Genomic DNA, 24362 nt, shown 5'->3' with positions numbered 1-24362 from the left:
GCGCACACCGGGCTCTCTACTCACCCCAGAAGCAGTGACTCATGTCACATGACAGCGCTGGGAACTCGATGGCCATGCCGGACGACTACTGGAACGAGATGGTGCCGGGACGCACGACTACGGCGAGCACCGTGATCCGCCCGCTGCGCCGGAACTCCAAGGTGAAGGGCACGAGATCGCCCGAGCGCCACTTGCCCGAGGCCGAAGAGACCGTCAGGTCGACTCCGGTCGGCGACATAGCGAGGCTCGCGCCCGCCGGAATGTCGACGGAGTCGACCGCGGTGCTGTAGGCCCCGTTCCCCTCGGTCATACGGTGCCGGGAGAGGGCGATGCCACCGGGGGCGCGGGGTGAGGTGACCCGTATGAGGCGGTCGGCCGAGCCGCCCTCGTTGGCTACGCGGAAGAACGCCGCCGTCTCCTCGGCGCCGGCGGACGGCAGCAGGAGACGTCCCTCGGTGACGCGTATGCGCGCCGGAGTACCGGCCTTGCCCGTGCCCGTCCACGCGGTCAGACCCGCCAGAGCCACACTGCACGCGGCGACGGGCACGAGGGCGGCCAGCGCGGCGTCTCTCAGCTTCCGCCGGTCGCCGAGCCGCGACGACACCCGGGTCAGGATCCGCCTCATCGGGCACCGGTCTTCCTCGATCGGGCCCCGCGTCCGCGTGCGGGAGAGGGCTGCCAGGCGCGCAGCCGCAGGCTGTTGCACACCACGAGCACGGAACTGGCGGACATCGCGGCGGCGGCGACCATGGGGTTGAGCAACCCGACCATAGCGAGCGGCACGGTGACGACGTTGTAGCCGAAGGCCCACACAAGGTTGGCGCGGATCGTGCCGAGAGTGCGCCGGGCCAGCCGTACGGCGTCGGCGAGCGCCTCGATATCCCCGCGCACCAGGGTCAGGTCGGCGGCGCCGATGGCCACGTCCGTGCCGGTGCCCATGGCGATACCCAGGTCGGCGCCGGCGAGCGCGGCGGCGTCGTTCACGCCGTCACCCACGACCGCGACCCGGTAGCCCTCCTCCTGCAACTGCCGTACCAGAGCGGCCTTGTCCTCGGGAGAACAACGGGCGTGCACGTCCTCGATACCGAGGGCGGCGGCCACCGCCTGAGCGGGCGCCTTGCGGTCGCCGGTGGCGAGCACCGGGCGGATACCAAGGCGCCGAAGCTGCTCCACGGCACGGTAGCTTCCGGGCCGTACGAGGTCGCCAACCGCGATCAGGGCAGTGGCGTGGCCGTCGACGCGCACGAGGACGGGCGTGTGCGCGGCGCCCTCGGCCGCCGTCAGGGCCTCGGCCAGCACATGGGGCAACTCGCCGTCCGGCACGACCACTTCGACCGTACGGCCGTCCACCAGGCCCTCGACGCCCTGGCCCGGTGTGGCCACGAAGTCCCGCACCGGGGGCAGCGGTTCGTCTCCCACCGAGCGGCGCGCGTACGCGGTGATCGCCCGGCCGAGCGGATGCTCGGACCCCTGCTCTACCGCCCCGGCCAGCCGCAGCACGTCCTCCTGCCCCAACTCATCGGATGCCGCGGTGACTTGAGCAACGCTCATGTGGCCGGAGGTCAAGGTCCCGGTCTTGTCCAGCACGGCCATGTCCACGTGTTGGAGCGCCTCCAGCGTCTGAGGACCGCTCACCAGCACGCCCAATTGGGCCCCGCGTCCAGTGGCTGCCATCAGCGCCGTCGGCGTGGCCAGACCCAGCGCGCACGGGCAGGCCACCACGAGGACGGCCACGCAGGCGGTGAGCGCCGCCTGCGGGTCGGCTCCGGCGCCGAGCCAGAAGCCGAGGACGGTCACCGCGATGCTCAGCACGACGGGTACGAAAACTCCGGCCACCGCGTCGGCAAGCCTCTGCGCGCGGGCCTTGCCCGCCTGCGCGTCGGTGACCAGCCGTGTGATCCTGGCGAGTTGGGTGTCCGCGCCGACTGCGGTGGCTCGCACCAGCAGCAGCCCGCCGGCGTTGACGGCCCCGCCGACCAGCGCCGAACCTGGACTCACCTCGACGGGCTCGCTCTCCCCTGTGACCAGCGACAAGTCCACGGCGGAACTGCCCTCCGTCACACACCCGTCGGTGGCCACCCGCTCACCCGGCCGCACGACGAAGACCTGCCCGACCCGCAGTTGTTCGATGGGGATGGCACGCTCACCGCGCTCGTCACGGACGGACACCTCCTTGGCCGCCAGTTCCGCCAGCGACCGCAGGGCCGCGCCGGTGCCGCGCCGTGCGCGCGCCTCCAGAAACCGCCCGGTCAGCACGAACAGCGGTACGCTCACCGCCGCTTCGAGATAGACGTGCGCCGTCCCGACCGACGCGGACGGCAGCAGACTGAACGGCATCCGCATCCCGGGATCGCCCGCTCCCCCGAGGAACAGCGCGTACGCCGACCAGGAGAAGGACGCCACGACGCCCAGCGAGACGAGCGTGTCCATGGTGGCCGTGGAATGACGCAGCCCCCGTACCGCACGGGTGTGGAAGGGCCAGGCGCTCCACACCGCGACCGGGGAGGCCAGCGCGAAGCACAGCCACTGCCAGTTGCGGAACTGCAGGGCCGGCACCATCGACAGCACCAGGACTGGCACCGCGAGCAGGGCAGTGACGATGAGCCGCTCGCGCTCCTGCCGGGCAGCGGTATCGGCGCCGTCAGTGCCGTCCACAGCCGTCGGCTCGTCCTCTCGCGCGGGCGGCGGGGGCAGGGCGGCCTGGTATCCGGCCTGCTCGACCGCGGCGACGAGGTCCTCCACCGGAACACTCTCGGGATGGCTGACCCGGGCAAGCCCGGTGGCCAGGTTCACCGTCGCGGTGACACCCTCCAGCTTGGCGAGCTTCTTCTCCACCCGCCGGACGCAGGCCGCGCAGGTCATCCCGCCGACGGTGATGTCCGTCGTGACCACCAGGCTCGTCACCGGTTCGCCCGCCATCACTCACCGCTCCCGTGCATCCCCGGCATGTCTTCCATGCCACCACTGCTACCGCCACCGGTGCCGCCGTCTCCCCCGGTGCCCGTCCCAGCGCTCCCGGCGCCACGCATACCGGGCGCCACCGGCCCGGCGGCCGATCCGACGGCGTACGACACCGAGAACACCAGCACGAGCAACAGCACGAAGCCGCAGAGCGCGGGCGGCGGCAGCAGCCTGCGGGGCATCACACCCACGAGACGCAAAGACCGTCGGAACTCGGCCATGCCCAGCCTTCCTAGTCGCATCGAACCGTCCTGCTAAACAAGGCAGTTGAAGCCCTTCCGCTCCAATAGTCGGCAGGGCGAAGCACCAAGTTCCGGCGTCTAACCATGGCGTACGTCACACCAGCGGCGATTGCTCCGCTCGCCCCGCCCCTCGGATCGAACCCACGCGCACCACGGCCAACGCGGCTGCGGCCAACCCCGGCGCACCCACGATCAAGCCTGCGATCCCGAGGCCGCGCGTGGTGCAGTCACTGCTGTCGGAGGCGGCGGACGTACCCTTCGTGGTGTCTACGGCGTCAAATAGCGGGCGCCGAAAATGGAGGCAACACCACGTGCTGATCGCTCAGCGTCCGTCCCTCACCGAAGAGGTCGTCGACGAGTTCCGATCCCGGTTCGTCATCGAGCCGCTGGAGCCGGGCTTCGGCTACACCCTCGGCAACTCCCTGCGTCGTACGCTCCTCTCCTCGATCCCCGGCGCTGCTGTCACCAGCATCCGGATCGACGGTGTCCTGCACGAGTTCACCACCGTGCCGGGCGTCAAGGAGGACGTCACCGACCTGATCCTCAACATCAAGCAGCTGGTCGTCTCCTCGGAGCACGACGAGCCGGTCGTGATGTACCTGCGCAAGCAGGGCCCGGGTCTGGTCACCGCCGCCGACATCGCGCCCCCGGCCGGTGTCGAGGTACACAACCCCGACCTCGTCCTCGCCACGCTCAACAGCAAGGGCAAGCTGGAGATGGAGCTGACCGTCGAGCGCGGTCGCGGCTACGTCTCCGCCGTGCAGAACAAGCAGGTCGGTCAGGAGATCGGGCGCATCCCGGTCGACTCGATCTACTCGCCCGTGCTGAAGGTCACGTACAAGGTCGAGGCCACGCGTGTCGAGCAGCGCACCGACTTCGACAAGCTCATCGTCGACGTCGAGACCAAGCAGGCCATGCGGCCGCGCGACGCCATGGCGTCGGCCGGCAAGACCCTGGTCGAGCTGTTCGGTCTCGCCCGCGAGCTGAACATCGACGCCGAGGGCATCGACATGGGCCCGTCCCCCGTGGACACCGCCCTAGCCGCTGATCTCGCCCTGCCGATCGAGGAGCTGGAACTCACCGTCCGCTCCTACAACTGCCTCAAGCGCGAGGGCATCCACTCCGTGGGTGAGCTCGTGGCGCGTTCCGAGGCCGACCTCCTGGACATCCGCAACTTCGGTGCGAAGTCCATCGACGAGGTCAAGGCGAAGCTGGCCGGCATGGGCCTGGCTTTCAAAGACAGCCCCCCCGGATTCGACCCGCGCGCTGCCTTCGGTAGTACTGCCCTGAGTCCCGGTGACGATACGGACACGGACTTCCTTGAGACCGAGAAGTACTGAATGGGCACTTTGTCACGTCGATGATGCTTGGTGGCGCCTTAGAGGATGAGCAAGTGGGGCGACTTTTCCCACCACTACTTCCGCACGACGCTCGTCGGCTCCCCGACCAAGACCGCCCGCACCGACAAGGGCAAGGCCGCAAGCAGCACCGAGGGACTGATGGGGTGACCCACCGGGTCACCACCCGCCAGGAGACCGTGCCGGTGCCATGACCCAGCCCTCCGAACGGCGGGACACGGGCAGCACCGGCATGCCCCGGACCTCCCGCTGTCGTCAGGCAGGTGCACCGGAGTGGGCGGAGGCCGGGGCCGCGTCGGCGAGGAGGGCGAGCGAACGCCATTGCCGGGACGAGCAAGGACCTGGCGTGCGCAGTGGGCACGGCAGGTCAGTTCGTCACCTCCGTTCAAGCACTGGTTGGCGTGGTGAAGCAGATGGACAACAAGGATCCATCAAATGATCTTGAAGCGTGCCGGAATGCGAAGGGGACCCGATCCTGAGCGCATCAGCCGCTGTGGAGACGGTCTCGCCTCGGCGGCCATCATGCACGCTCCAGCGGCCCGGCCTGCATCACGCAATCGATCATGTTCCAGGCTCCCGCCACTCATGCCAGAGCCTCCACCCCCATTGCGCGACGCGCACCGCCTCCCACCAGGACCGGTGAGGATTCCGGCAGGGAGCGGTGCGGCAGTGACCGTCCATCGTCGACCGACTCGTCCAACTCGGTCCAGAGGTCGAGCCGCCCGTCGCCGTGGGTGTCGGGGCATTGGGGAAGTCAGTTCCCTCGCGGCGGTGGCTGCTGCACGACGGTGTGTGCGGGATGGGCGGGCTCATGCCTTCCTCAGGCAATCCTCAGGTTTCCACCGGTGTCCCCGGGCCTGTCGATGGCTGCTGCGCATAGCGTCCAGCAGGCCGGATGGCCACTCGTTAAGCGCCGTCGGCTCTTGAAGGTGCAATCGTGCCGGTGTCGGAGGCACGATCGGTGCGTCAACGACGGGAGCCCGGGCAGTTCGGAGTTGACCAGTGCGCGAGATCGCCGACATCGCGGTCGGCTTCCCCACCGCCGTGTTCACCGCCGTGCTCGTGGTGCTGGTGGGGTTGTGGCTGCTGGTGCTACTGGGTACGGCCGGACGCGACAGTTCGTACGACGCCCTGAGCCTCCCGGTGGTTGCGGCCTCGTCCGCCCTCGTGGGCACGTCCTGGTTCCTCTGCGTTTCGGGCTCGCTCATCCTGCGCGGCGTCGGGCTCCCTGGTCCCTGGCACACCTTGGCGGCGTCGGCCCTTCTCGTCGGCTCCCCGGCGCTCGCGTTCAAGGTCGCCAGGCGGGTAACGCGAGCGCGGCGCGACCGACCCGCGCGCAGTCGGGAACCAGGCTCGCCGGACCGTCACCGCACATGAGCGCAGAATGCCCGCTGGTCGGGCATCGCCGAAGTGAGCGTGGCGCCATACACCTGCGTACGTATCCGTGACACAGCAACCGGCCCCGGAGACATGGCGTGGTGCAAGGACAAGTGACCAACCGACGGCGCACGTTCGGCTCTCTCCTGGTGGTGGTCGCCGTCCTTGTCTGTACCCTCCTCCAAGGTGCGGCTCCCGCCTCGGCGCACGCGGTGCTGACCGGAAGCGACCCTCGCGAGAACAGCGTGCTGAAGTCCGCGCCGAGGCAGATCACCGTGACATTCGACGAGTCGGTCGCCCTCGTGGAGGACTCCCTGCGGGTGCTCGACCCCGACAACCGGCCGGTGACGGACGGCGATCCCCGGCACGCGGGCGGGCGGGGCAACACAGACAGCGTGCCGCTGGTGAGCGGACTGGCGCAGGGCACGTACACGGCGTCCTGGCGGGTGGTGTCGGCGGACAGCCACGCGGTGTCCGGTGCTTTCACCTTCTCCGTCGGCAAGCCGTCGGCGACCCGCGCCGCCGCCACTCCCCCGCCGGCCGTGGATCCCACCGTCGGCGCGTTGTACGGCGTCGGCCGCTACGTCGCCTACGCCGGGCTGGCGCTGCTGATCGGTCTCGCCGTGTTCGTCGTGGCCTGCTGGCGTTCGGCCACGGCCGCGCGCGTGGTGCGCCGCCCGTTCCTGATCGGCTGGTGGACGCTGTCCGTGTCCACGGTGCTGCTGGTGCTGTTGCGCGGGCCCTACGACAGCGGTGACGGGCTGAGCGGCGTGTTCGACCCGGGCGCGCTGCGGCAGACGGCAGACAGCCGGCCCGGACTCGCGCTGCTGGCCCGGTTGATGCTGCTTGTGGTGGTGGCCGTGGCGGTGCGGAACCGGCGGGTGGAGCAGATGCCCGGCCGCAGCACCCTCGCCGGTGCTGGCGTGCTCGTCCTGGGCCTGGCCGCCACGTGGGCGGCGGCCGAGCACGCGTCCGTCGGGATCCAGGTACCCGTGGCCGTGGCCTCCGCCGTGCTGCATCTGCTGGCCATGGCGGTATGGCTCGGAGGGCTGGCCGCGCTCCTGCTCGCGCTGTACCGGGCGCCGGACGACGATCCCCTCCCGCCCGCTGCCGTCGCCCGCTTCTCCCGCATCGCCCTGGTCTCGGTGGCCGTGCTGGCCGTCACCGGTGTCTACCAGTCCTGGCGCGGGCTGGGCTCCTGGGACGCGTTCTCCACGACCTACGGCAGGATCCTCGTCTTCAAGATCTGGGGCGTGCTGGTGATGCTGCTGGCGGCCTCGTACTCGCGGCGCTGGACCGCCCGCCTCCTTCACGCTCCGCAGCAGGAGCGGGTGCTGGTGGCCGTGGGACACGGCGAGAGCCTTCCCACCGCTCACGGGGGCGACGACGGTTCCGCCGGACCGCAGACGCAGCGGCGCGGTCTGCGCAGGTCCGTCCTGGCCGAGGTGGCGGTCGGTGTGCTGGTTCTCGTGCTGACGACGGCGCTGACCGGCACCGAGACGGGCCGTGCCACCGAGACCGCCTCTGCCGCTTCGGTGGCCGGGCAGCCCGAGGTGTCCCTGACCCTGATCCCGTACGACACCGGAAAGAACACCCTGTCCGGACGCGGCAAGGTGCAGGTCACGCTGGAACCGGGCCGGGTCGGCCGGAACGTGGTGGAGGCGATCGTCTACGGCGCCGACGACAGTCCCGTCTCCATCCCCGAACTACGGCTGACCTTCACTCTCGCCGACCAGCACATCGGCCCGCTGGACGCCCACCTCGTCGACGAACGCGGCTACTGGGGCAGCGACTCCCTCAACCTCCCGATCGCCGGCACCTGGACCATGAAGGCCACGGTCCGCGTCTCCGACATCGACCAGGTCACCGTGTCGAAGACCGTGAAGGTCGCCCGGTGACCCACCGGCACCTCAGCACGCGGGGTGTCCTGGTAGCGCCGCGTGAACACGACCGCCCGGCCGTCCGTACGTAACGGCGAGCCGGAACAAGGCCGTTGATGTCGAGGAGTGACCGGATGCCCCAGGGGAGCCGCCGCGGCGGACCGAGCCCCGGGCCGGGTGCGTCCACTGCCGGCGGAGGTGCCGTCGACGTCCCGCGGCTGATGCGGGCCGCGATGTTCGCGGCCGTCTGCGTGACCACGACCTCGCTGGGCCACGCGCTCATGTCCGGGGACACGCTGCCCTGGTGGGCCATCGCCTACGCGTTCGCCGGAACGGTCTCGGGCGCCTGGTGGCTGACCGGGCGGGAGCGGGGCGCCGCAGCGGTGGTCGGCGCCACGGTCGTCGCCCAGGGGCTGCTGCACCTGCTGTTCGCCCTCGCCCACCAGTTGGCCCACGCCCCCGACGCGGCATCCCTCCACATGGACACGGCGATGCACCACTCGGGGTCCATGGGAATGCCCTCCGCATCCATGACGATGCCCTCCGGCTCACCGCTCGCGTCCGGTCTGCCTCGCCTGGGCTCCACCGGGATGCTTCTGGCGCACCTGCTGGCCGCCGCAGTCTGCGGGCTGTGGCTGTGGCGGGGTGAGACGGCGGCCCACCGCATCGGCGGTGCTCTCGCGGCGGTCGTGTTCGCGCCGCTGCGCCGGGTCTGCCGGGTCCTCTTCCGTACGGTGCCCGAGCCCGGGCCCTCGTCGTGCGGGCCCGCCTCCGGCGGTGAGGAGCGCTGTCGGCCGACGCCCGCCTCGTTGAGGTACGCGGTCGTGCGCCGAGGTCCGCCGCCGGGCCTGTTCGGCAGTCAGCCGCCCGTCTCCCTCCCGATCCCTGCTCGCCGTAGGACCGTGATCCCGGTCTGAATCCGGCGGGCCGCGGGGGCCTGGGGACAGGCGGATGGTCGACGTGCCCGTATGCCGTCGGCCCCCTTCTCTCCAGCTCCGGCCCGGGCCGGGTCCTGATGTCGGCCGTTTCGACGTGCCGATGCAGGCCACGGCCCCGCCCGCCATCGATCAGGAGTTCCATGTCCACGTACCCACACACGGGCCGCGTCTTCGCCCGTCTCGTCACCTGCTGCGTCACCGTGGCCTCGACGGCCGCCCTGCTCTCCGGCTGCGGAGGCGACTCCTCGGGCAGCACGTCGCAGAAGGCCGCCGCCTCGTCCTCGATGTCCCCCTCCCAGAGCATGTCCGACATGAACATGTCGTACGGGGACCCGAAGGCCACCCCCGCCTACAAGGTGTCCGGAGCCTCCGTGGTGAAGGGCGCGTTCAAGCTGCTGGACACCCGTCCGCCCGGCATGGACGACGTCAAGGGCACCGCCTGGCTGGCCCAGGGCTCCAAGGGCACCACGGTGACGGTGTCCCTGACCGGCCTGAAGCCCGGCCACCACTACATGGCCCATCTCCACGCCCAGCACTGCTCCGCCGCCGACGGAGGCGAGCACTTCCAGTTCACCAAGAGTGGGCCCGCCAAGCCGCCGAACGAGGTGTGGCTTACCTTCACCGCCGACAAGTCCGGTATGGGCATGACGACGGTGAACAACGCGAAGAAGACCGGCAAGGGCGCGGTCGCCCTCGTCGTCCACCCCATGGAAGCGATGGACAACCGGATCGCATGCGCGGACTTCGACTTCTGAGGGCGCCGGCCGCCCTGCTGGGGTGTCTGGGCGTGCTGCTGCTGTCCGGCGGCACGCCCGCCTACGCCCACACCGCGCTGAAGGACGCGACACCGGCACCCGGCTCCACGGTCGGCACCGGCACCAGCGTCGTCGAGCTGACCTTCGCCCAGCTGCAGCCGGGCACCACCCCGAAGGTCAGCCTGATCGGCCCGACCGGCACCGTGGTGCCGGTCGGGCCGCCCGTGGTGGCCGACGGCTCCGTCACCTGCGCCGCCGTCAGCCCCCTGCAGACGGGGGTGAACACCCTCACCTACACCGTCACCGCCACCGACGGCGACACCCAGACGAACGCGTTCCAGTACCAGGTCACCGACAGCGCCCGGGCGGCGACCACTCCCACCGCCTGCAAGGGCCTGACCCTGGCCGCGCCGGTCACAGCGACGAGCACGGACCCGGACCCGGACGACACGATCCTCGGGCTCGGTCGCACCACCGCGCTCGTCGTCCTGATGGCGGTCGCCGTCACGGTCGTGGGCGGGGGCCTCGTCGCCGTACGCAGGACGCGCGGGACACGTCCGACAGGAAGGAGACGAGCCACCGGGTGAACCACCGGGCCCGGCGCGGCGGACAGCCGCGCCGGGCCACCGCCCGCCGACACAGAACACCCCCGGCGTTCGCCGCCGCGCGGGCGGCTGGAATAGTGGCGTGCGCCATGAACGTCCCGGTACGGGCTGCCACCGATCTGAGACTGCTGAGGGCCGCGGTGTTCTCGGCGGTGTGCGTGGCGCTGTCCGCGAGCGGGCACGCGCTGGTCTCCGGCGCCGCGATCCCGATGTGGTCCCTGGCCGCCGGCTGGGTCGGCGTGGTGTGCGTGGTGGGCCCGCTGGCCGGTCGGGAACGCTCGCTGCCCGGCATCGCGCTCAGCCTGCTCGCCGGTGAGACCGGTCTTCACCTGCTCTTCTCCCTGGGCCAGGGTTCCATGGCGCCGGCTCCCGCCGACCGGTCCGCTCAGGTGGTGGCTCTGGCCCAACGGTTGCTGTGCGGCGCCGGAGCGGTACAGCTCACGCCGGAGCGGGCGGCACGGATCCTGCGGCAGGCACGGATCGATCCGGCCCGCGCCGCACACGGTGTGCCGGCCATGGCGGGGATGACCGGTCACAGCGGGCACGCGATGACGCTGGGCTCGATGCTCACACCTCCGATGCTCGCCGCGCACGTGGCCGCGGTCGTCGTGACGGGGTGGGTGCTGCGCCGCAGTGAGATCGCCGTGTGGCAGACCGTCCGGCTCCCGGCGGTGACAGCGTGGCAGATGGCCTGCCGCGTCCTGCTGTGGACGCTGTGCGTCCTGCTCGTCACCGCCCCTTCGGTCCTGGTTCCGCTCGCCGCGCTGCTGAGGCGGATACGGCGCGCGCTCGCCGCATCCGCCGTGCGGGCCGACATCCGCCGGTTGCTTTCCTCGCTCCTGTCGGCGTGCGTCGTCCGGCGTGGTCCGCCCACGGTGGTCCCGGCGGCCTGAACCTCCCTCGCGTCCAACAGGCGGGGCGGGCGAGGCCGTCCCGGTGCCATCGGGTGAGATCCCCCACGGCGGACAGTCCGGCTGTCGGTGACGGCCTCGGACTCCACCCCGTACGTATGCCGTCCGGCTGCTCGCAAAGCGTCGGCACGGCGAGGGCGTCTCGCCTCTCCCACCCGTGTGTACGCCGCTCTGCCCTGTCCGGAGAGCGCCGTATGCCCGCCGCTTCACACGCAGGGGCCCCTCATGCACGTCTTTTCCGCGCGCCGCGTCGCCTGGAGCGGCAATGCTCCGCCGCGGCTTCTCCTACCACGACGGCTACGGCGCAGACGGACAGCCGGACGCGGGGCTGCTGTTCATCGTCTGGCAGGCCGACCCAGCCGCCTTCATCAAGGTCCAGACGGAACTCGACGGCGCCGACCACCTCACCCGTTTCATCCGCCACGAGACCAGTGCCGTCTTCGCCGTGCCGGGCGGCGCCGCACCGGGCGAGTACGTCGGCCAGAGCCTGCTGGAGGGATGACATGACAGGAATGCAGCACATGAACATGACCGGTCCGATGTGGATGCCGACCGCTCCACCGACCCTGGGACGGCTGCTGGCCTGGCATCCCCAGCCGCTGCCGGTGGAGCCCCTCGCCTGTCTCCTCGCACTGGCCGCCTACGGTCTGGGTGTATGGCGGCTGCGGCGGCGCGGCGACGGCTGGCCGCTCGCCCGCACCCTGTGGTGGACCGCGGGCGTGCTCACGGCCGGGGCGGTCACCTGCACCGGCGTGGGCGGCTACGGCATGGAGATGTTCAGTGTCCACATGGTGCAGCACATGGTGCTGTCCATGCTCTCCCCGATCCTGCTGCTGCTCGGAGCGCCGGTCACGCTCGCTCTGCGGGCCCTGCCCACCGCCGCACGTGGCCGCACCGGCCCCCGGGAACTGCTCACCCTGTTCCTGCACAGCCGCGCGGCGCGGGTGTTCTCCTCGCCGCTGTTCACCCTGCCCCTGTTCATCGCCAGCCTCTACGGCCTGTACTTCACGCCTCTGTTCGATCTCCTGATGGGCAGCTGGCTCAGCCACGAGTGGATGCTGGCCCACTTCCTGATGACCGGTCTGCTGTTCTTCTGGCCCATCCTCGGCGTCGACCCGTCACCCCGGCGCCCCTCACACCTGTTGCGGATGCTGGAACTGTTCATCGGCATGCCCTTCCACGCCTTCTTCGGCATCGCCGTGATGATGTCGACCACCCTGGTCGCCGCGTTCTTCGCACACCCTCCGGCCGCCTGGCACCTCAGCCCCCTGGCCGACCAGAACACCGGCGGCGGCATCGCCTGGGCCTTCAGCGAAATCCCCACCCTGCTCGTGCTGATGGCCGTGCTCGTCCAGTGGGCTGGCAGCGATCGCCGCACCGCCGCCCGCACCGACCGCCAGGCCGACCGGGACCACGACGCCGAACTCGCCGCCTACAACGCCTACCTCGCCCGCCTCGCCGCCCGCGACCACCCCGCCTGAGACCCGGCGGTCCTCGCGCCCGTGCCGCACCCCGACCGACTCGTTGACTCACCCTGGAGGAACAACTCACGTGAACACATGCGAACTCAGCAGGCTCCACCCCGTGCACCGTCTGTCCCGTGCGCGCGGCCGACAGCAGAACCGCAACCGGCCTTGGCGCAACGCAAGGATCAAGGGACCGGCCACGCGCCACCGCACCGCTCTGGCAGCCGCCCTCTCCGCGGCGCTCATCGTTCTGGCCGCGGGCTGCGGCAGCGCCGGCCACCCCAGCAGCCCCGGGAGCGGCACGTCCCGTGCCGCAACGCCAGGCGTCACCTCGGCCCTTGGCCGGCTCAGCGTGCACACCGCCGACATCGACTTGACGATCACGAGTGCCGTCGTGCACCTCGACCGTTCCGGCGACGGCACGCTCTCGATGTCGGTGCGCAACGGCGGTGCGGTGCCCGAGCACCTCGGTATGGTCGCGACTCCGGACGAGGGACGGGGTGTCCTGGTGGGCAGGCGGTCCGCCGAGGGCAACGGGTCGCTGTCCACCGCGGGCATCCTGCTGCTGTCCGGCACCACTGTCGCCTTCCACGGCAAGAGGCCGCGCGTGGAACTGCATCCCGTCCGCGGCATCACCGCCGGACACACGCTGCCGGTGTCCCTCCAGTTCGCAGTGGCCGGGCTGGTCCGCCTCCAGGTACGTGTGGCTTCGTCCTGACCTGACCGCCGCTTCCCGGGCGGGTCAGTGCCCCGGGCCCGCCGCCGTGGCGCCGGGGAAGGCCGCGTCGAGGGCCTGCGATCGGTCGGTATAGCCGGTGATGCGGGTGACGAGTCCGTCGGAGATGTCGAACACGTGGTACACGACGGTCTGCGGATCGGCCGGAGGCACGGTGCCGTGGATCCGCAGGCCGAGGACCACAGCCGCCGGGTAGGTGAAGGTCTCCTCTGTCTGGGCCCACAGCCCGAGAGCGTGCAGGCGGGCGCACCGGCTGAGGACGTGGGAGCGGGTGTGACAGCCCCTCCCGCCTGAGTCGGACGGGGTCCAGCACACGTAAGGGTGCAGGACGTCGGCCAGCGACCGGCAGTCGGCGGTGTCCAGGGCTTCGCGCAGCCGAGCGGTCAGGGCACCGGGACCGGGCCGGGAACGTGGTGACATGCGGGTCTCCCAAGTGTGCGAAGTGCCGGCGAGTGGTTCCTCTGTCCGAGAGATCACGGCACTCTGAGCGGTACCGCCCCGGTCCAACTAGACGGGCACTGCGGCGAGTTGCCGCAGCGCGGGCCGCTGCTTCCCGGCCAGCGAGGTGCCGGCGAGGCGGCTCACGCCCGGCAGGCCGGCGAAGCGCAGGGCGGCTCGGCGGACGCGCAGCCGCCGCTCCGAGCCGGGGACGAACCAGCCGGCCGTTCTCCGGGCGGCGCGCTGCCTGTCCCTGATGACCGGGCGCCACAGGCGTTCGTAGCCGTGCAGCGCGTCCTCGATGCGACGCGTACCGGCGAGCTGGTCGGCCAGGACATAGGCCCCCGCAACCGCCGGGGAGGCGCCCTGCCCGCCAAGCAGGGACACGGCCTGGCAGGCATCACCCAGCAGCACCACCCGCCCGCGGCTCCACCGGGGCAGATCCGTCTGAGCGACCTGGTCGTAGTAGACCCGCGAGGAGGGCGGGCACCCGGCCAGGGCGCGGGGTACGAGCCAGCCGAGGGAGCCGTACTCGCGGTAGAGGGCGGCCCGCGCGTCCTCTGGACGGCGGGGATCGGCACTGCGGTGGACGGCGAAGGCGGCGACAGTGCCGTCCCTGAGCGCGTACAGGCCCATCTGCCGCCCTGCGGTGTCGGTGAGGCAGAACCGGTCGCCGAGTTCCGCGTGGACGTGGGGGTCGTCGAAGGTGAACGCGGCGGTGTGGTAGCCGAGATAGCGCACGCACCGCTGCTCCTCGCCGAAGACCATGGCCCGCACGGTGGAGTGCAGTCCGTCGGCCCCGACGAGGAGGTCGGCGTCGAGGGAAGTGCCGTCGGTGAGGGTGACGTGGACGCCGTAGGGACTCGGGTCGATGCGCGCCGGGCCGACGCCGAAGCGCAGGCTGACGGCGAAGGACAGCCGTTCCCGCAGGGCGAGTTCCAGGTCCGGCCGCATGATGCTGAGCAGGCGCCCGTTCAGGGAGCGGGCGAACCGGCCGTAATCGAGCCGCGCGCGACACTGGCCGTCGTTGTCGAGGAAGGCCGCCTCGGAGACCGGATAGGCCAGCTCCTCGAGCCAGGGCAGCACACCCATAGCCTCGGCCGCGTCGTAGCCCGGCCCGAAGAAGTCGATCATGTATCCCTCGGTGCGGGGCTGCGGAGCCTTCTCCAGGACCACGACCTCCCAGCCGAGCACGTTGTGCAGGCGGCCGGCCAGCGACAGCCCGGCGATACCGGCTCCGCAGATCACTGCTCTCATCGGTGTGTTTCGCCTCTCCACTCCCCGGGCGTACATCCCTTCCACCACTTTTGCATTATGCAAAGCTCAGGGCAAGAAGGTCCTGTCCGGGCCACCCGGAGGCGGGGAATCTTGATACTTCCCTAACGCCTCACTGATGGTCTCCTGACGTATCTTCATGAGCGGTGTGCCGGGAAGACGGGTCGGCGAAGTGTGTCCTGAACGAACCATCCCAGGAAGGTCTTCGCGTGACCTCGTCAAAGCCGGCTGCCGCCGTCGCGGCAGCCCCGTCCTTCGCCGTGCGCGGCCGTGGCCCGCGCCGGTCTGTTCTCTTCTTCGCGTTCGCCTTCGCGGTGATCGCGGATCCGGTCTCCTCGGTCGCGTACGCCATCGAGGCCGCGCTGCGCGCCCTGCACGGCGACCTCGCGCTGCTGCTGCCGACGATGAGCCTGGTCATCGGACTCGTGGTGGTCGTCACCGCGAACTACTGGCAGTTGGTGCGGCGCTTCCCCAAGGGCGGAGGCGCGGCAGCCGCGGCCGGGCGGGCGTTCGGCGCGCGCTGGACCTTCCTGCCCATCGGCGCACTCGTCGTCGACTTCGTGCTGACCATCGGTATCTCGATCTCGGCGGCGACCAGCGCGGTGATCGCCCTGTTCCCGGGCCTGGCCGCGTGGCGCATCCCGCTGGCCCTGGTCCTGCTGGTCGTGGTGGCCGGCCTGACCTGGTTCGGGCACGGCGGACGCCTGCTGTTCGCCGTCATGACCGTCGCCTTCGTCGTCATCTCCGTAGCCGTGCTGATCCTGGGCTTCGTCTCTCCCCACGCAACCGGTCACGCCGCTACTGCCACAGACCCGGGCCACTCGGCGGTACTCGCGGTGGTCCTGGCCTTCCCAGTCGCGATGGCCCTGGCCACCGGCATCGAGGCACCGTCGACCGCCATCGCCCAGCTCGGCCAGCTCGACGACACCCACCGCCGCCGCTTCGGCCGCGGCACCCTCGCCCTGCTGGTCGTGATCGTCGGCGGCCTGACCCTGGCCCTGACCGCGCTCGCCGTCCAACTGCACATCGGCATTCCCGGCGCCGACTCCACCCAGATCGCCGACATCGCGCACGCCGCCGCCGGACCGGGCTGGCTCTACGGCGCCTTCCAGCTGACCAGCTCACTGCTGCTGCTCGCCGCCGCCAGCTCCTCCTTCCAAGCCGGACCCGGGCTGCTGAAGGCGCTGTCGGGCACGGCCGAACAGCCCGGTGTTCTGCCCCCGGTACTCGGCCGGACCAACCGGCACCACACCCCGTACTGGTCGGTCGTCGTCTACCTCGCCGCGGCCGCGCTGATCATCGTCGCGGCCGCGGGCCAGGAACAGGAACTTGTCCTGTTCTACGCCGTCGCCGTGTTCGTCAGCTTCCTGGTGGGGCTGATGGCCATGGCCCGCTTCGCCACCCGGGAACAGAAGGCGGCCCTGGCCTGGGTCAACGGCCTGGCCGCCGCGGCCGTCGCCTTCACCCTCGCAGTGAACCTGCTGCGCGGCTGGCCCATGCTCTCCCTGGCCGCCACCCTGCTCATCGCGGCCGGACTGTACATCCGGTGGACACGGGCCGGGCGCCCCAGCGGCATCGAAGACGTCGAGACGCATGCCGAAGCGAACTGACACCCTCGGGAGGGCCGGGAACTGTCGGCCCTGACGACGAGGACCGGGCAGGTGGCGTGATGCACGCAGCGCTGGCTGACCGATCCGAGGAACATCCCGGCGAAGGGTCCGCGCCGGGCATTCCGTAGATCGCCGGCAGCCGCCGCACCTGCACAGGGCACGACCGCGCACAGGGCCACCCGGCTCGTCTCGGACCCGCCGGTCCCACAACGATCACTGCTCACCTCCGCACTCCGCGCGTTCCCCCACTCTCCCGCGAGCCAACACGCACCCTAGGTGCATTGACCACGAACGTTGTCCCGCAGGCGAGCTGTCCGGTGAGTGAGCGGCGTGCATCGTAAGGTCACAGGTCGCAGGTCTGGCGTGAATGGCGAGGTGAGTACTCGTGCCGGTCGGCGGCCGATGGCCATGGCGTAGATCATCGGCCAGGGCAACACTTCACGCATCCACACCTGACCCAGCCGCTCCACATCTCGCGCTCATAGCATGGCCGCATGACTGAGCCAGCGCCCACAACGGCTTCCAGCCCGGTCCACGTCGACTACCACACATTCGAACTCACAGACTCCGACGTGCGTGTGCCGATGGGTTTCGACACCTCGAACGGACTGGTCTTCTCCCGACCCGGACACGCCGTCATCTGCACCGGCATCAACAGCGGCCCGGTCAACGTCAGCATCCAGTTGCGCCGGTATCCGCCCGAACGGGCGGATACCGGCGCCTGGGACGAAGTCGTCGACCACAGCGTCGAAACTCGCACAGGCCACTTGCGTGTCACCTGCGTGATGGACGATCCGCCGGAACTGCCCCCGCTGACACCGTTCGGGCCGGGCTCCTACCGCGTTCGGGTGCACGCCCGAGGCCGCGACACGGCGCCCGACGGCCACGTCGTCGATCCCGGCGAGGACTATCTGCTCATCGTGTGGCCCGATGAGCTTCGCCCCGACCAGGTCCACAAGCAGACCGACCGCTACGGCGCTCAACTACGCGGCCAGCCCGGCAGGCCAGCACCCCCGAAGGAACACGTCACAGACGCCGAATCCGAACGGCAACACCTCATGCAGGCCCGGCTCCAGCGACGCAGTTCTCAGTGAGTCCCAGTGAACTGTGGTCCCGCCCTAGGTGGTACATCCCAGCGGGGTTGTTCAGAGGGGGTGGGGGTCGTCGGGGCGGTAGCGGGCTTTGATGTGGACGCGTTCGCCCTGAGGGCCGAGGATGCTGAGGAATTCCACGGGGTGTTCGTCGGCGTTGCCGAACCAGTGCGGGAGGTGGGTGTCGAACTCGGCGACCTCACCCTCGGCGAGGACGAAGTCCTCGCCACCGAGGACGACGCGGAGGTGGCCGCGCAGGACGTACAGCCAGTGGTAGCCCTCGTGTGAGCGGGGGTCGGGTTCGCGGCCGTCGGTCAGACCGGCGGGCAGGATGTGCTGAACGCCTGCAGTCCGCCGGGTTTACGCGTCAGCGGCACGACGGTCATGCCGTTTTGGGTGAACGGCTGCGGATACACCCGGGGGTCGAGATCGGCCGGAGCGCCGATCAGCTCGTCGACCGGCACCTGGTGGGCCCTGACCAGGGGCAGCAGGAGTTCCAGGCCCGGTCTACGGTGCCCGGACTCCAGTCGGGACAGCGTACTGATCGGAATGCCGGTGGTCTGCGACAGAGCGGTCAGGGTGACGCCACGGCGACGGCGCAACGCACGCAGCCGGGGCCCGACTGCGGCCAGCACCGCATCGACGTCATCGCTCACGCGCTTACCGTGCCCGCGTTTTGCATTTCCTGCAAAGAACTTTGCCCGATTGCCAATGTGGGCGCACTTTGGCGTCGGAGGTGGTCATGATGACCGGAAATCCCCAGGTCGACAGCAGCGACGATCAGTACGCCGCAGCCCAACGCTGGGACGAGATGTATCGCGGCCGGGACCAGATATTCAGCGGCAACCCCAACGGAGTGCTCGTCGCCGAGACCATCGACCTGCCACCGGGCCGGGCGCTCGACGTCGGGTGCGGTGAAGGCGCCGACGCGCTCTGGCTCGCCCGGCGCGGCTGGCAGGTCACCGCGGTCGACATCTCCGAGACCGCCCTGCGCCATGCCGCCGCCGCTGCCACTGACCTCAAAGACCGCGTGACGTGGACACGGGCCGACCTCACCACCACGCCGCCCCCAGCGGGAGCCTTCGACCTGGTCTCCCTCCACTACTTCCCACTCATGCACCGTCCCCACCACGCCACGCTGTGCGGCCTGCTGGACGCGGTCGCCCCCGGCGGCACGCTGCTGTTCGCCACCCACGCCCCCTCGGGCCTGACCCTGCGCCAGGACTTCGACCCCGCCGACTACTACCAGCCCGACGACATCGCCCAACTCCTCGACCCCACCTGGAACGTCCTGGTCAACGAGACCCGCCCCCGTGCCGCCCAGGCACCCGTCGGCACACACCACACCCACGACACCGTCCTGCGAGCACTGCACCTGCCGTGAGCGCCCCTTCGCCTCTTCGTCATCGAAGTCCTGCTGAAGAACGCCCGCCGCACACTGGCGAACGGAGCGAGACGAATGGGGTTACGTGCGCCCGCACTCCAGCACCGCCCAACGCACCGAAACCCTCGCGCGCTTCCTCTACATCTACAACCATCACCACGGCCGCATCGCGCTCGATGGCCAGCCACCCATCAACCGTGTTAACGATCCTGCAAGTCATTCCGCGCAGGAGGCCCTTCAGCCCAGATCGGCAGACGCCGGCCTGTGACGCACACCCTTGACTCGCTTTGCATAATGCAAAGGTGAGGAAGGGGAGGCGATGAGCGCCATACCGGCAGCGACTGACGGGAAGCACGTGTCCAGCAGCACAACCAGTGGTTTCACCCCCGCACCGAGTCTCGCGGGACTACGGAACGCCCCCTGGGGCCTGATGGCCCTGGCCGTCGTGGTCGGCGCCGGAGCCGGAGCGGGCTCGGTCGTCTTCCGCTGGTGTATCAAGACCTTCACGCACCTTCTTTCCGGTCACGCCGACTACGCGGCCTCCCCCGGCGCGGACAATCCGCACGTGCCGTGGCTGGGCCCGTACTTCGTACTCCTGGCGCCGGTGGTAGGTGGTCTGCTGTACGGGCCGCTGGTGAACCGGTTCGCCAAGGAGGCACGCGGGCACGGGGTGCCCGAGGTGATGCTGGCCGTCGCCCAGCGCGGCGGGCGGATCAGCCCCAAGGTCGCCGTCGTCAAGACCCTCGCCTCCGCTCTGTGCATCGGCTCCGGCGGCTCGGTCGGCCGCGAGGGGCCGATCGTGCAGATCGGTTCGGCGCTCGGCTCCACCCTCGGCCGGGTGACGAAGGTGACCGAGGGCCGGATGAAACTGCTGGTCGCATGCGGTGCGGCGGGCGGCATCGCCGCCACCTTCAACGCACCGCTGGCCGGCGTGTTCTTCGCCATGGAGCTGATCCTGGGCACCTTCACCGCTGAAGCCTTCGGCGCCACCGTGCTGGCCAGCGTGACCGCGAGCGTCATCGGACGGGCCGCGTTCGGCAACGCCGCCTTCCTGAGCCTCCCCGACTTCCACGTCGACCACCTCGCCCAGTACGGTCTGTTCGCCGCGCTCGGCGTCGGCGCCGCCGTGGTGGGGGTGGGCTTCTCGCGGTTCCTGTACCTGATCGAGGACGCCTGCGACTGGGTCTGGCGCGGCCCTGAGTGGCTGCGCCCGGCCGTCGGCGGCCTCGCGCTCGGCCTGCTCCTGCTGGCCCTGCCGCAGATGTACGGTGTCGGCTACCCCGTGCTGCAGAAGGCGACCGAAAGCCATTACGCCGTCGGCTTCCTGCTCCTGCTGCTGGTAGGGAAGATGCTGGCGACCAGCCTGACCATCGGGATCGGCGGCTCGGGCGGAGTGTTCGCCCCCAGCCTGTTCATCGGGGCGATGCTGGGCTCGGCGTACGGCATCGGTGTCCACCACCTGCTGCCCCACTCCGCCGGCGCGGTGGGCGCGTACGCACTGGTCGGCATGGGTGCCGTGTTCGCCGGCGCCGCCCGCGCACCGATCACCGCCGTGGTCATCCTCTTCGAGCTCACCGGCGAGTACTCGATCATCCTGCCGCTGATGCTGGCGATCGTCCTGGCCACCGCCACCAGCCGCCTGCTGACCCGGGACACCATCTACACCCTGAAGCTGCGCCGGCGAGGCATCGACCTCGAAGGCCCCGCACCCGGCGCCCGGATCGGCACCCAGCACGTCGGCGCCGTGATGGAGCCGCTGCCCTCCCCCCTGGCCACCTCCACTGCACTGGCGGACGCAGCCGACCTGCTGAGCCTGTCCGGGCACGGCGCCCTTCCGGTGATCGACGACTCAGGTGCCTACGCAGGGGTCGTCACCGCGCAGGCGGTGGCCGAGGCCCTCGCCGAACAGCCCGAAGACGCGCCGACCCAGGTCGGACAGCTCGCCGAGCCTCCCGCCCCCGTCACCGCCGACCAGCCCTTGGCCCAGGCCCTGCACGCGCTGCTGTCGGCCGCGGGAACCGGCGTTCCGGTCCTCGACTCGGAGCACGGCAAGCCGGTCGGCTGGCTCAGTCACCAGAGCGCGCTGCGCGCGGTGCACCCGGCCCCCTGAGGACGCCCCGCCCCGCCCCTCCCTGACCGAACCCGGCGCACACTTTTGCACTATGCAAAACTGGGTACGCGGGGGCTGGACGCCCGGATCGTTCCCCAAGAGGTGGGCCATGCGTACAAACCATGTCCAGCGCTCCTACTCGTTCGTGTGCCTCGACTGCGGCCACGGCTGGGAGGACACCTACGACATCGACGTGACCGTGGACGAGCATGCGCGGATCAGCGCCGTCTACCGCCTCGACGGCAGGCGGGTGCCGTCACCACTGCAGTCACCCTGCTGCCCCGCCTGCGAGGGCCGCAAGATTCGCATCATGCGGCCCGGACGCGTGGCGACCGCCCGCCTCCACGAGACGTGACCATCGTGGAACCCCACCACAACCCTCCGGTCTGGCTGGAGATGCTCGGCTGGGCCGGCCTGGCCGCGGCCGGGGCGAGCGCTGTGGCGATCGCAGCCGACATGGCACTGCGTGGATACCGCCAGCGGATGTGGATCATGCATCTGGTGTACCCGGTCACGGCCCTGTACTGGGGTCCGGCCGCCCTGTGGTTCTACGTCCGTCACGGTCGGCGCACCTCCCGTCCGGTGATCGAGCGGGAGGGCGAGCCTGATGCGGAGAAACTGCCCGAGTGGGTCACGTCCGCCAAGGCCGTCAGCCACTGCGGCGCGGGATGCGTCCTGGGCGACGTCGGCGGCGAGTGGCTGGTGCGGGCGACCGGCCTGACGATCGCGGGCAAAGCCCTGTACGCCGACTTCCTGTTGGACTTCACCTTCGCCTGGCTGCTGGGCATCGGGTTCCAGTACTTCACCATCGCCCCCATGCGTGACATCGGGCCTACCCAGGGCCTGTGGGCGGCGGTGAAGGCCGACACGTTCTCCATCGTCGCCTTCCAGATCGGCATGTTCGCGGGCATGTGGGACTACCAGGCGATCCTCTTCACCCCAGGACTGGCGAAGACCACGGCCTCGTACTGGCTGCTGATGCAGCTCGCCATGATCGTCGGCCTCTCCACGGCCTGGCCGGTCAACGGCTGGCTGGTCCGCGCCGGCTGGAAGGAGCGGATGTAACTCAACCCCTCTGGGCGATGCACCCCCTGTAAGGGCGAGCACATTGCTCACATCGGGCCATTTTGCACAGTGCAAACAAGTGTGTCGCCACAATCCTCCGTAGCGGGTGCGGTAGTCGTCGGTACGTCCACACCCGCCCCGTCCCCACGGAGGCACGTCCCGATGGCCAAGCGACCCTCACGCGTCACGACCCGCAAGACCCTGCTCGGTACCGCGGCCATCGTCGCCCTCGCCGTGCTCAACGCGCCTGCCGTGGCCGGCTTCGCCCAGCACGCCTACCGCCACTACGAGATCAACCAGCCCGCGTACAGGGCGAAGTACGGCCACTGGGCCCTTGCCGCGTTGCCGGACGGCTACGAGCCCAACTCCATCCACGCGATCCTGCTCCGCACCGGCAAGGTGCTGCTGATCGCCGGCTCCGGCAACAACGTCGAGCACTTCAACGGCGGCGCCTTCAAAAGCACCCTGTGGGACCCGGCCACCGACGCCTTCAAAAAGATCGACACCCCGGCGGACCTGTTCTGCAGCGGCCACACCCAGCTCCCCGACGGCAAGATCCTGATCGCCGGCGGCACCGCCCGCTACGAAGTCCTCAGGGGCGACGTGAAGCGGGCGGGCGGCGCCATGCTGATCAAGAACGAGAACCCCGACCATCCGCACATCTTCCCCAAGGGCACCGTCTTCCGCTCCCCCGCGGGCGTGGAGTACCGCTCCCAGTTCCCCGTGCGCGTGCCCGCCGCGAAGAAGACACCCACCGGCCGCGGCGGCAACGTCACGGTCACCGCAAGCCAGGCCCGCGTCTTCGTCGAGGCGGTGGAAGAAGGCCCCCTGAGCATCACCAACACCACCGAGCAGTACGAGATCCAGGGCCTGAAGGGCACGGACGCGAACAACCTCTACGGCATCGCCAACAAGCTCGGCCTCGACAAGAAGGACTTCCAAGGCATCAAGGACGCCTACGAGTTCGACCCGGCCACCGAGAAATACACCAAGGTCGGCTCCATGACGGAGGCCCGCTGGTACCCCACGCTGACCACGCTCTCCGACGGCCGCGTCCTGGCCGTCTCCGGCCTCGACGACATCGGGCAGGTCGTGCCGGGCAAGAACGAGATCTACGACCCGAAGACCCGAACCTGGTCCAAGGCGCCGACCCGCTACTTCCCCACCTACCCCTCCCTCTTCCTCACCGGCAAGGAGAGGGTCTCCTACTCCGGCTCCAACGCCGGTTACGGGCCGGCCGACAAAGGCCGCGAGCCCGGCCTGTGGAACCTGGGAACGAACACCTTCACCCCCGTCACGGGCCTCACGGACTCGGACATCCTGGAAACCTCGTCCTCGGTGCTGCTGCCGCCCGCGCAGGACAGGAAGGTCATGGTCCTGGGCGGCGGAGGCGTCGGCGAGTCACGCGCGGCGACCTCCCGCACCGCGATCGCCGACCTGGACGCGGCACGCCCCGCCTTCACTCCGGGCCCCCGTCTGCCGGCGAACACCCGCTACCTGAACAGCGTGATCATGCCGGACGACACCGTGTTCACCACCGGCGGCAGCAGCCGCTACCGCGGCAAGGGCGCCAGCGACCTCCTCACGGCCCAGTTCTACGATCCCGCCACCAACGCCTTCAAACCCGCCGCCGACCCCACCGTCGGCCGCAACTACCACACCGAGGCCCTGCTCCTGCCCGACGGCCGCGTCGCCGTCTTCGGCTCCGACCCCCTCTTCGCCGACAAAGCCGACACCCGCCCCGGCCACTTCGAACAGCGCGTCGAGGTCTACTCACCGCCCTCCCTCTTCCACGGCACACGGCCCGCCCTCACCCACGGCGGCAGCACCGAGGCCGAGCGGGGCAAGGAGGTCACGTTCGACTCCACGGACGCCGCCCGCATCACCCACATCCGGCTCATGCGGCCCGGATCGGCCACCCACGTCACCGACTTCGACCAGCGCTCCGTCGCCCTCGACCTGATCCGCCGCACCGGCAGGTCGCTGACCGTCCGGATCCCCGACGACCCGTCGCTCGTGCCGTCAGGCTGGTACATGACCATCGCCACGGACGGCCGAGGCACTCCGTCGAAGGCCGTGTGGCTGCACATCCGCTAGGTGCCACCATCGCCAGGCACAGGATGGCATAGTGCAATCTTTACCTGTAGCAAGGGTTCTCTT

22 protein-coding genes and 4 pseudogenes are annotated in these 24362 nt (G+C 70.3%); 19 read left to right on the top strand and 7 right to left on the bottom strand.

Going from position 1 to position 24362, the window contains the following annotated elements:
• Positions 1-85: 85 nt before the first annotated feature.
• Genes OG714_RS44110 through OG714_RS44100 form a run of 3 tightly spaced genes read right to left on the bottom strand, consistent with a single transcriptional unit; the run spans position 86 to position 3182 of the window.
• Positions 86-625: a copper chaperone PCu(A)C gene (locus OG714_RS44110; RefSeq protein ID WP_406129626.1), complete on the bottom strand. Its 540-nt coding sequence runs from the start codon at positions 623-625 to the stop codon at positions 86-88.
• The gene (locus OG714_RS44105) at positions 622-2919 is read right to left on the bottom strand and encodes a heavy metal translocating P-type ATPase (protein ID WP_406129625.1); all 2298 of its coding nucleotides are present in this window, start codon (positions 2917-2919) and stop codon (positions 622-624) included. The genes OG714_RS44110 and OG714_RS44105 overlap by 4 nt, the downstream gene beginning before the upstream one ends.
• Entirely contained in the window at positions 2919-3182 is a 264-nt protein-coding gene (locus OG714_RS44100) for a hypothetical protein (protein WP_328935015.1), read from the bottom strand. The genes OG714_RS44105 and OG714_RS44100 overlap by 1 nt, the downstream gene beginning before the upstream one ends.
• A 332-nt stretch (positions 3183-3514) precedes the next feature.
• Between OG714_RS44100 and OG714_RS44095 the strand changes: the two genes are divergently transcribed.
• From OG714_RS44095 to OG714_RS44045, 11 genes and pseudogenes are all read left to right on the top strand, one after another.
• The gene (locus OG714_RS44095; protein ID WP_406129623.1) at positions 3515-4543 is read left to right on the top strand and encodes a DNA-directed RNA polymerase subunit alpha; all 1029 of its coding nucleotides are present in this window, start codon (positions 3515-3517) and stop codon (positions 4541-4543) included.
• Positions 4544-4588: 45 nt separating this feature from the next.
• Positions 4589-4711, top strand: coding sequence for a hypothetical protein (locus OG714_RS44090; protein WP_328935013.1), 123 nt, complete (start codon positions 4589-4591; stop codon positions 4709-4711).
• Between the two features lie 852 nt (positions 4712-5563).
• A complete protein-coding gene (locus tag OG714_RS44085; protein WP_406129621.1) occupies positions 5564-5938 on the top strand; it encodes a hypothetical protein in 375 nt (124 codons plus the stop codon).
• A gap of 113 nt (positions 5939-6051) precedes the next feature.
• A complete protein-coding gene (locus tag OG714_RS44080; RefSeq protein ID WP_406129620.1) occupies positions 6052-7836 on the top strand; it encodes a copper resistance CopC/CopD family protein in 1785 nt (594 codons plus the stop codon).
• Positions 7837-7952: 116 nt separating this feature from the next.
• On the top strand, positions 7953-8735 hold the full coding sequence (locus OG714_RS44075; protein WP_328935010.1) for a hypothetical protein: 783 nt from the start codon (positions 7953-7955) through the stop codon (positions 8733-8735).
• A 161-nt stretch (positions 8736-8896) separates the two neighbouring features.
• Positions 8897-9511, top strand: a complete 615-nt coding sequence (locus OG714_RS44070) for a superoxide dismutase family protein (protein WP_406129618.1) — start codon at positions 8897-8899, stop codon at positions 9509-9511.
• Positions 9490-10098 (top strand): copper resistance protein CopC, encoded by a 609-nt coding sequence (locus tag OG714_RS44065; protein WP_406129616.1) that lies wholly within the window; start codon positions 9490-9492, stop codon positions 10096-10098. Before OG714_RS44070 ends, OG714_RS44065 begins: the two co-directional genes overlap by 22 nt.
• A gap of 107 nt (positions 10099-10205) precedes the next feature.
• On the top strand, positions 10206-11009 hold the full coding sequence (locus OG714_RS44060) for a hypothetical protein (protein ID WP_406129614.1): 804 nt from the start codon (positions 10206-10208) through the stop codon (positions 11007-11009).
• Positions 11010-11271: 262 nt separating this feature from the next.
• A pseudogene (locus OG714_RS44055) lies at positions 11272-11529 on the top strand (deferrochelatase/peroxidase EfeB); the annotation flags it as partial.
• Positions 11530-11539: 10 nt separating this feature from the next.
• The gene (locus tag OG714_RS44050) at positions 11540-12508 is read left to right on the top strand and encodes a cytochrome c oxidase assembly protein (RefSeq protein ID WP_405881749.1); all 969 of its coding nucleotides are present in this window, start codon (positions 11540-11542) and stop codon (positions 12506-12508) included.
• A 70-nt stretch (positions 12509-12578) separates the two neighbouring features.
• Entirely contained in the window at positions 12579-13211 is a 633-nt protein-coding gene (locus tag OG714_RS44045) for a hypothetical protein (RefSeq protein WP_406129613.1), read from the top strand.
• 24 nt (positions 13212-13235) lie between these two features.
• Here the strand turns inward: OG714_RS44045 and OG714_RS44040 are convergent, their stop codons facing one another.
• A complete protein-coding gene (locus tag OG714_RS44040; protein ID WP_328935005.1) occupies positions 13236-13649 on the bottom strand; it encodes a hypothetical protein in 414 nt (137 codons plus the stop codon).
• An 87-nt stretch (positions 13650-13736) separates the two neighbouring features.
• Positions 13737-14924, bottom strand: a complete 1188-nt coding sequence (locus OG714_RS44035; protein ID WP_328935004.1) for an FAD-dependent monooxygenase — start codon at positions 14922-14924, stop codon at positions 13737-13739.
• A gap of 227 nt (positions 14925-15151) precedes the next feature.
• Between OG714_RS44035 and OG714_RS44030 the strand changes: the two genes are divergently transcribed.
• A complete protein-coding gene (locus OG714_RS44030) occupies positions 15152-16552 on the top strand; it encodes an amino acid permease (RefSeq protein WP_328935003.1) in 1401 nt (466 codons plus the stop codon).
• Between the two features lie 41 nt (positions 16553-16593).
• On the opposite strand, the pseudogene OG714_RS44025 reads toward OG714_RS44030, so the two are convergent.
• Positions 16594-16713, bottom strand: a pseudogene (locus OG714_RS44025) (universal stress protein); the annotation flags it as partial.
• Between the two features lie 333 nt (positions 16714-17046).
• On the opposite strand from OG714_RS44025, the gene OG714_RS44020 reads away from it, so the two are divergent.
• Complete coding sequence (locus tag OG714_RS44020) at positions 17047-17646, top strand: hypothetical protein (protein ID WP_328935002.1); 600 nt, start codon at positions 17047-17049, stop codon at positions 17644-17646.
• Between the two features lie 51 nt (positions 17647-17697).
• On the opposite strand, the pseudogene OG714_RS44015 reads toward OG714_RS44020, so the two are convergent.
• A pseudogene (locus OG714_RS44015) lies at positions 17698-18299 on the bottom strand (helix-turn-helix domain-containing protein).
• A gap of 89 nt (positions 18300-18388) precedes the next feature.
• On the opposite strand from OG714_RS44015, the gene OG714_RS44010 reads away from it, so the two are divergent.
• The 6 genes and pseudogenes from OG714_RS44010 to OG714_RS43985 all read left to right on the top strand — a co-directional run bounded on the left by OG714_RS44010 (position 18389) and on the right by OG714_RS43985 (position 24299).
• Positions 18389-19027 (top strand): class I SAM-dependent methyltransferase, encoded by a 639-nt coding sequence (locus tag OG714_RS44010; RefSeq protein WP_328935001.1) that lies wholly within the window; start codon positions 18389-18391, stop codon positions 19025-19027.
• Between the two features lie 58 nt (positions 19028-19085).
• Positions 19086-19295, top strand: a pseudogene (locus OG714_RS44005) (hypothetical protein); the annotation flags it as partial.
• A 162-nt stretch (positions 19296-19457) separates the two neighbouring features.
• Complete coding sequence (locus OG714_RS44000) at positions 19458-21137, top strand: chloride channel protein (protein WP_328936199.1); 1680 nt, start codon at positions 19458-19460, stop codon at positions 21135-21137.
• A 109-nt stretch (positions 21138-21246) separates the two neighbouring features.
• The gene (locus OG714_RS43995) at positions 21247-21492 is read left to right on the top strand and encodes a hypothetical protein (RefSeq protein ID WP_328935000.1); all 246 of its coding nucleotides are present in this window, start codon (positions 21247-21249) and stop codon (positions 21490-21492) included.
• Positions 21489-22202: a DUF4396 domain-containing protein gene (locus OG714_RS43990; protein WP_328934999.1), complete on the top strand. Its 714-nt coding sequence runs from the start codon at positions 21489-21491 to the stop codon at positions 22200-22202. The genes OG714_RS43995 and OG714_RS43990 overlap by 4 nt, the downstream gene beginning before the upstream one ends.
• Positions 22203-22364: 162 nt before the next feature.
• Positions 22365-24299, top strand: a complete 1935-nt coding sequence (locus tag OG714_RS43985; RefSeq protein WP_328934998.1) for a kelch motif-containing protein — start codon at positions 22365-22367, stop codon at positions 24297-24299.
• The last annotated feature ends 63 nt before the right edge of the window (positions 24300-24362 follow it).

Source organism: Streptomyces sp. NBC_00989 (assembly GCF_045162655.1).
Lineage (GTDB): Bacteria > Actinomycetota > Actinomycetes > Streptomycetales > Streptomycetaceae > Streptomyces.
Note: the sequence above shows the minus strand (reverse complement) of the source record. Positions and strands in the feature narration are given on the sequence as shown.

What these genes read in the sequence shown, in the direction of transcription:
- OG714_RS44110 (WP_406129626.1), bottom strand. Translation starts at nt 625, where the DNA reads ATGAGGCGGATCCTGACCCGGGTGTCGTCGCGGCTCGGCGACCGGCGG.
- OG714_RS44105 (WP_406129625.1), bottom strand. Translation starts at nt 2,919, where the DNA reads ATGGCGGGCGAACCGGTGACGAGCCTGGTGGTCACGACGGACATCACC.
- OG714_RS44100 (WP_328935015.1), bottom strand. Translation starts at nt 3,182, where the DNA reads ATGGCCGAGTTCCGACGGTCTTTGCGTCTCGTGGGTGTGATGCCCCGC.
- OG714_RS44090 (WP_328935013.1), top strand. Translation starts at nt 4,589, where the DNA reads ATGAGCAAGTGGGGCGACTTTTCCCACCACTACTTCCGCACGACGCTC.
- OG714_RS44075 (WP_328935010.1), top strand. Translation starts at nt 7,953, where the DNA reads ATGCCCCAGGGGAGCCGCCGCGGCGGACCGAGCCCCGGGCCGGGTGCG.
- OG714_RS44070 (WP_406129618.1), top strand. Translation starts at nt 8,897, where the DNA reads ATGTCCACGTACCCACACACGGGCCGCGTCTTCGCCCGTCTCGTCACC.
- OG714_RS44065 (WP_406129616.1), top strand. Translation starts at nt 9,490, where the DNA reads ATGCGCGGACTTCGACTTCTGAGGGCGCCGGCCGCCCTGCTGGGGTGT.
- OG714_RS44060 (WP_406129614.1), top strand. Translation starts at nt 10,206, where the DNA reads ATGAACGTCCCGGTACGGGCTGCCACCGATCTGAGACTGCTGAGGGCC.
- OG714_RS44050 (WP_405881749.1), top strand. Translation starts at nt 11,540, where the DNA reads ATGCAGCACATGAACATGACCGGTCCGATGTGGATGCCGACCGCTCCA.
- OG714_RS44040 (WP_328935005.1), bottom strand. Translation starts at nt 13,649, where the DNA reads ATGTCACCACGTTCCCGGCCCGGTCCCGGTGCCCTGACCGCTCGGCTG.
- OG714_RS44035 (WP_328935004.1), bottom strand. Translation starts at nt 14,924, where the DNA reads ATGAGAGCAGTGATCTGCGGAGCCGGTATCGCCGGGCTGTCGCTGGCC.
- OG714_RS44020 (WP_328935002.1), top strand. Translation starts at nt 17,047, where the DNA reads ATGACTGAGCCAGCGCCCACAACGGCTTCCAGCCCGGTCCACGTCGAC.
- OG714_RS44010 (WP_328935001.1), top strand. Translation starts at nt 18,389, where the DNA reads ATGACCGGAAATCCCCAGGTCGACAGCAGCGACGATCAGTACGCCGCA.
- OG714_RS44000 (WP_328936199.1), top strand. Translation starts at nt 19,458, where the DNA reads ATGGCCCTGGCCGTCGTGGTCGGCGCCGGAGCCGGAGCGGGCTCGGTC.
- OG714_RS43995 (WP_328935000.1), top strand. Translation starts at nt 21,247, where the DNA reads ATGCGTACAAACCATGTCCAGCGCTCCTACTCGTTCGTGTGCCTCGAC.
- OG714_RS43985 (WP_328934998.1), top strand. Translation starts at nt 22,365, where the DNA reads ATGGCCAAGCGACCCTCACGCGTCACGACCCGCAAGACCCTGCTCGGT.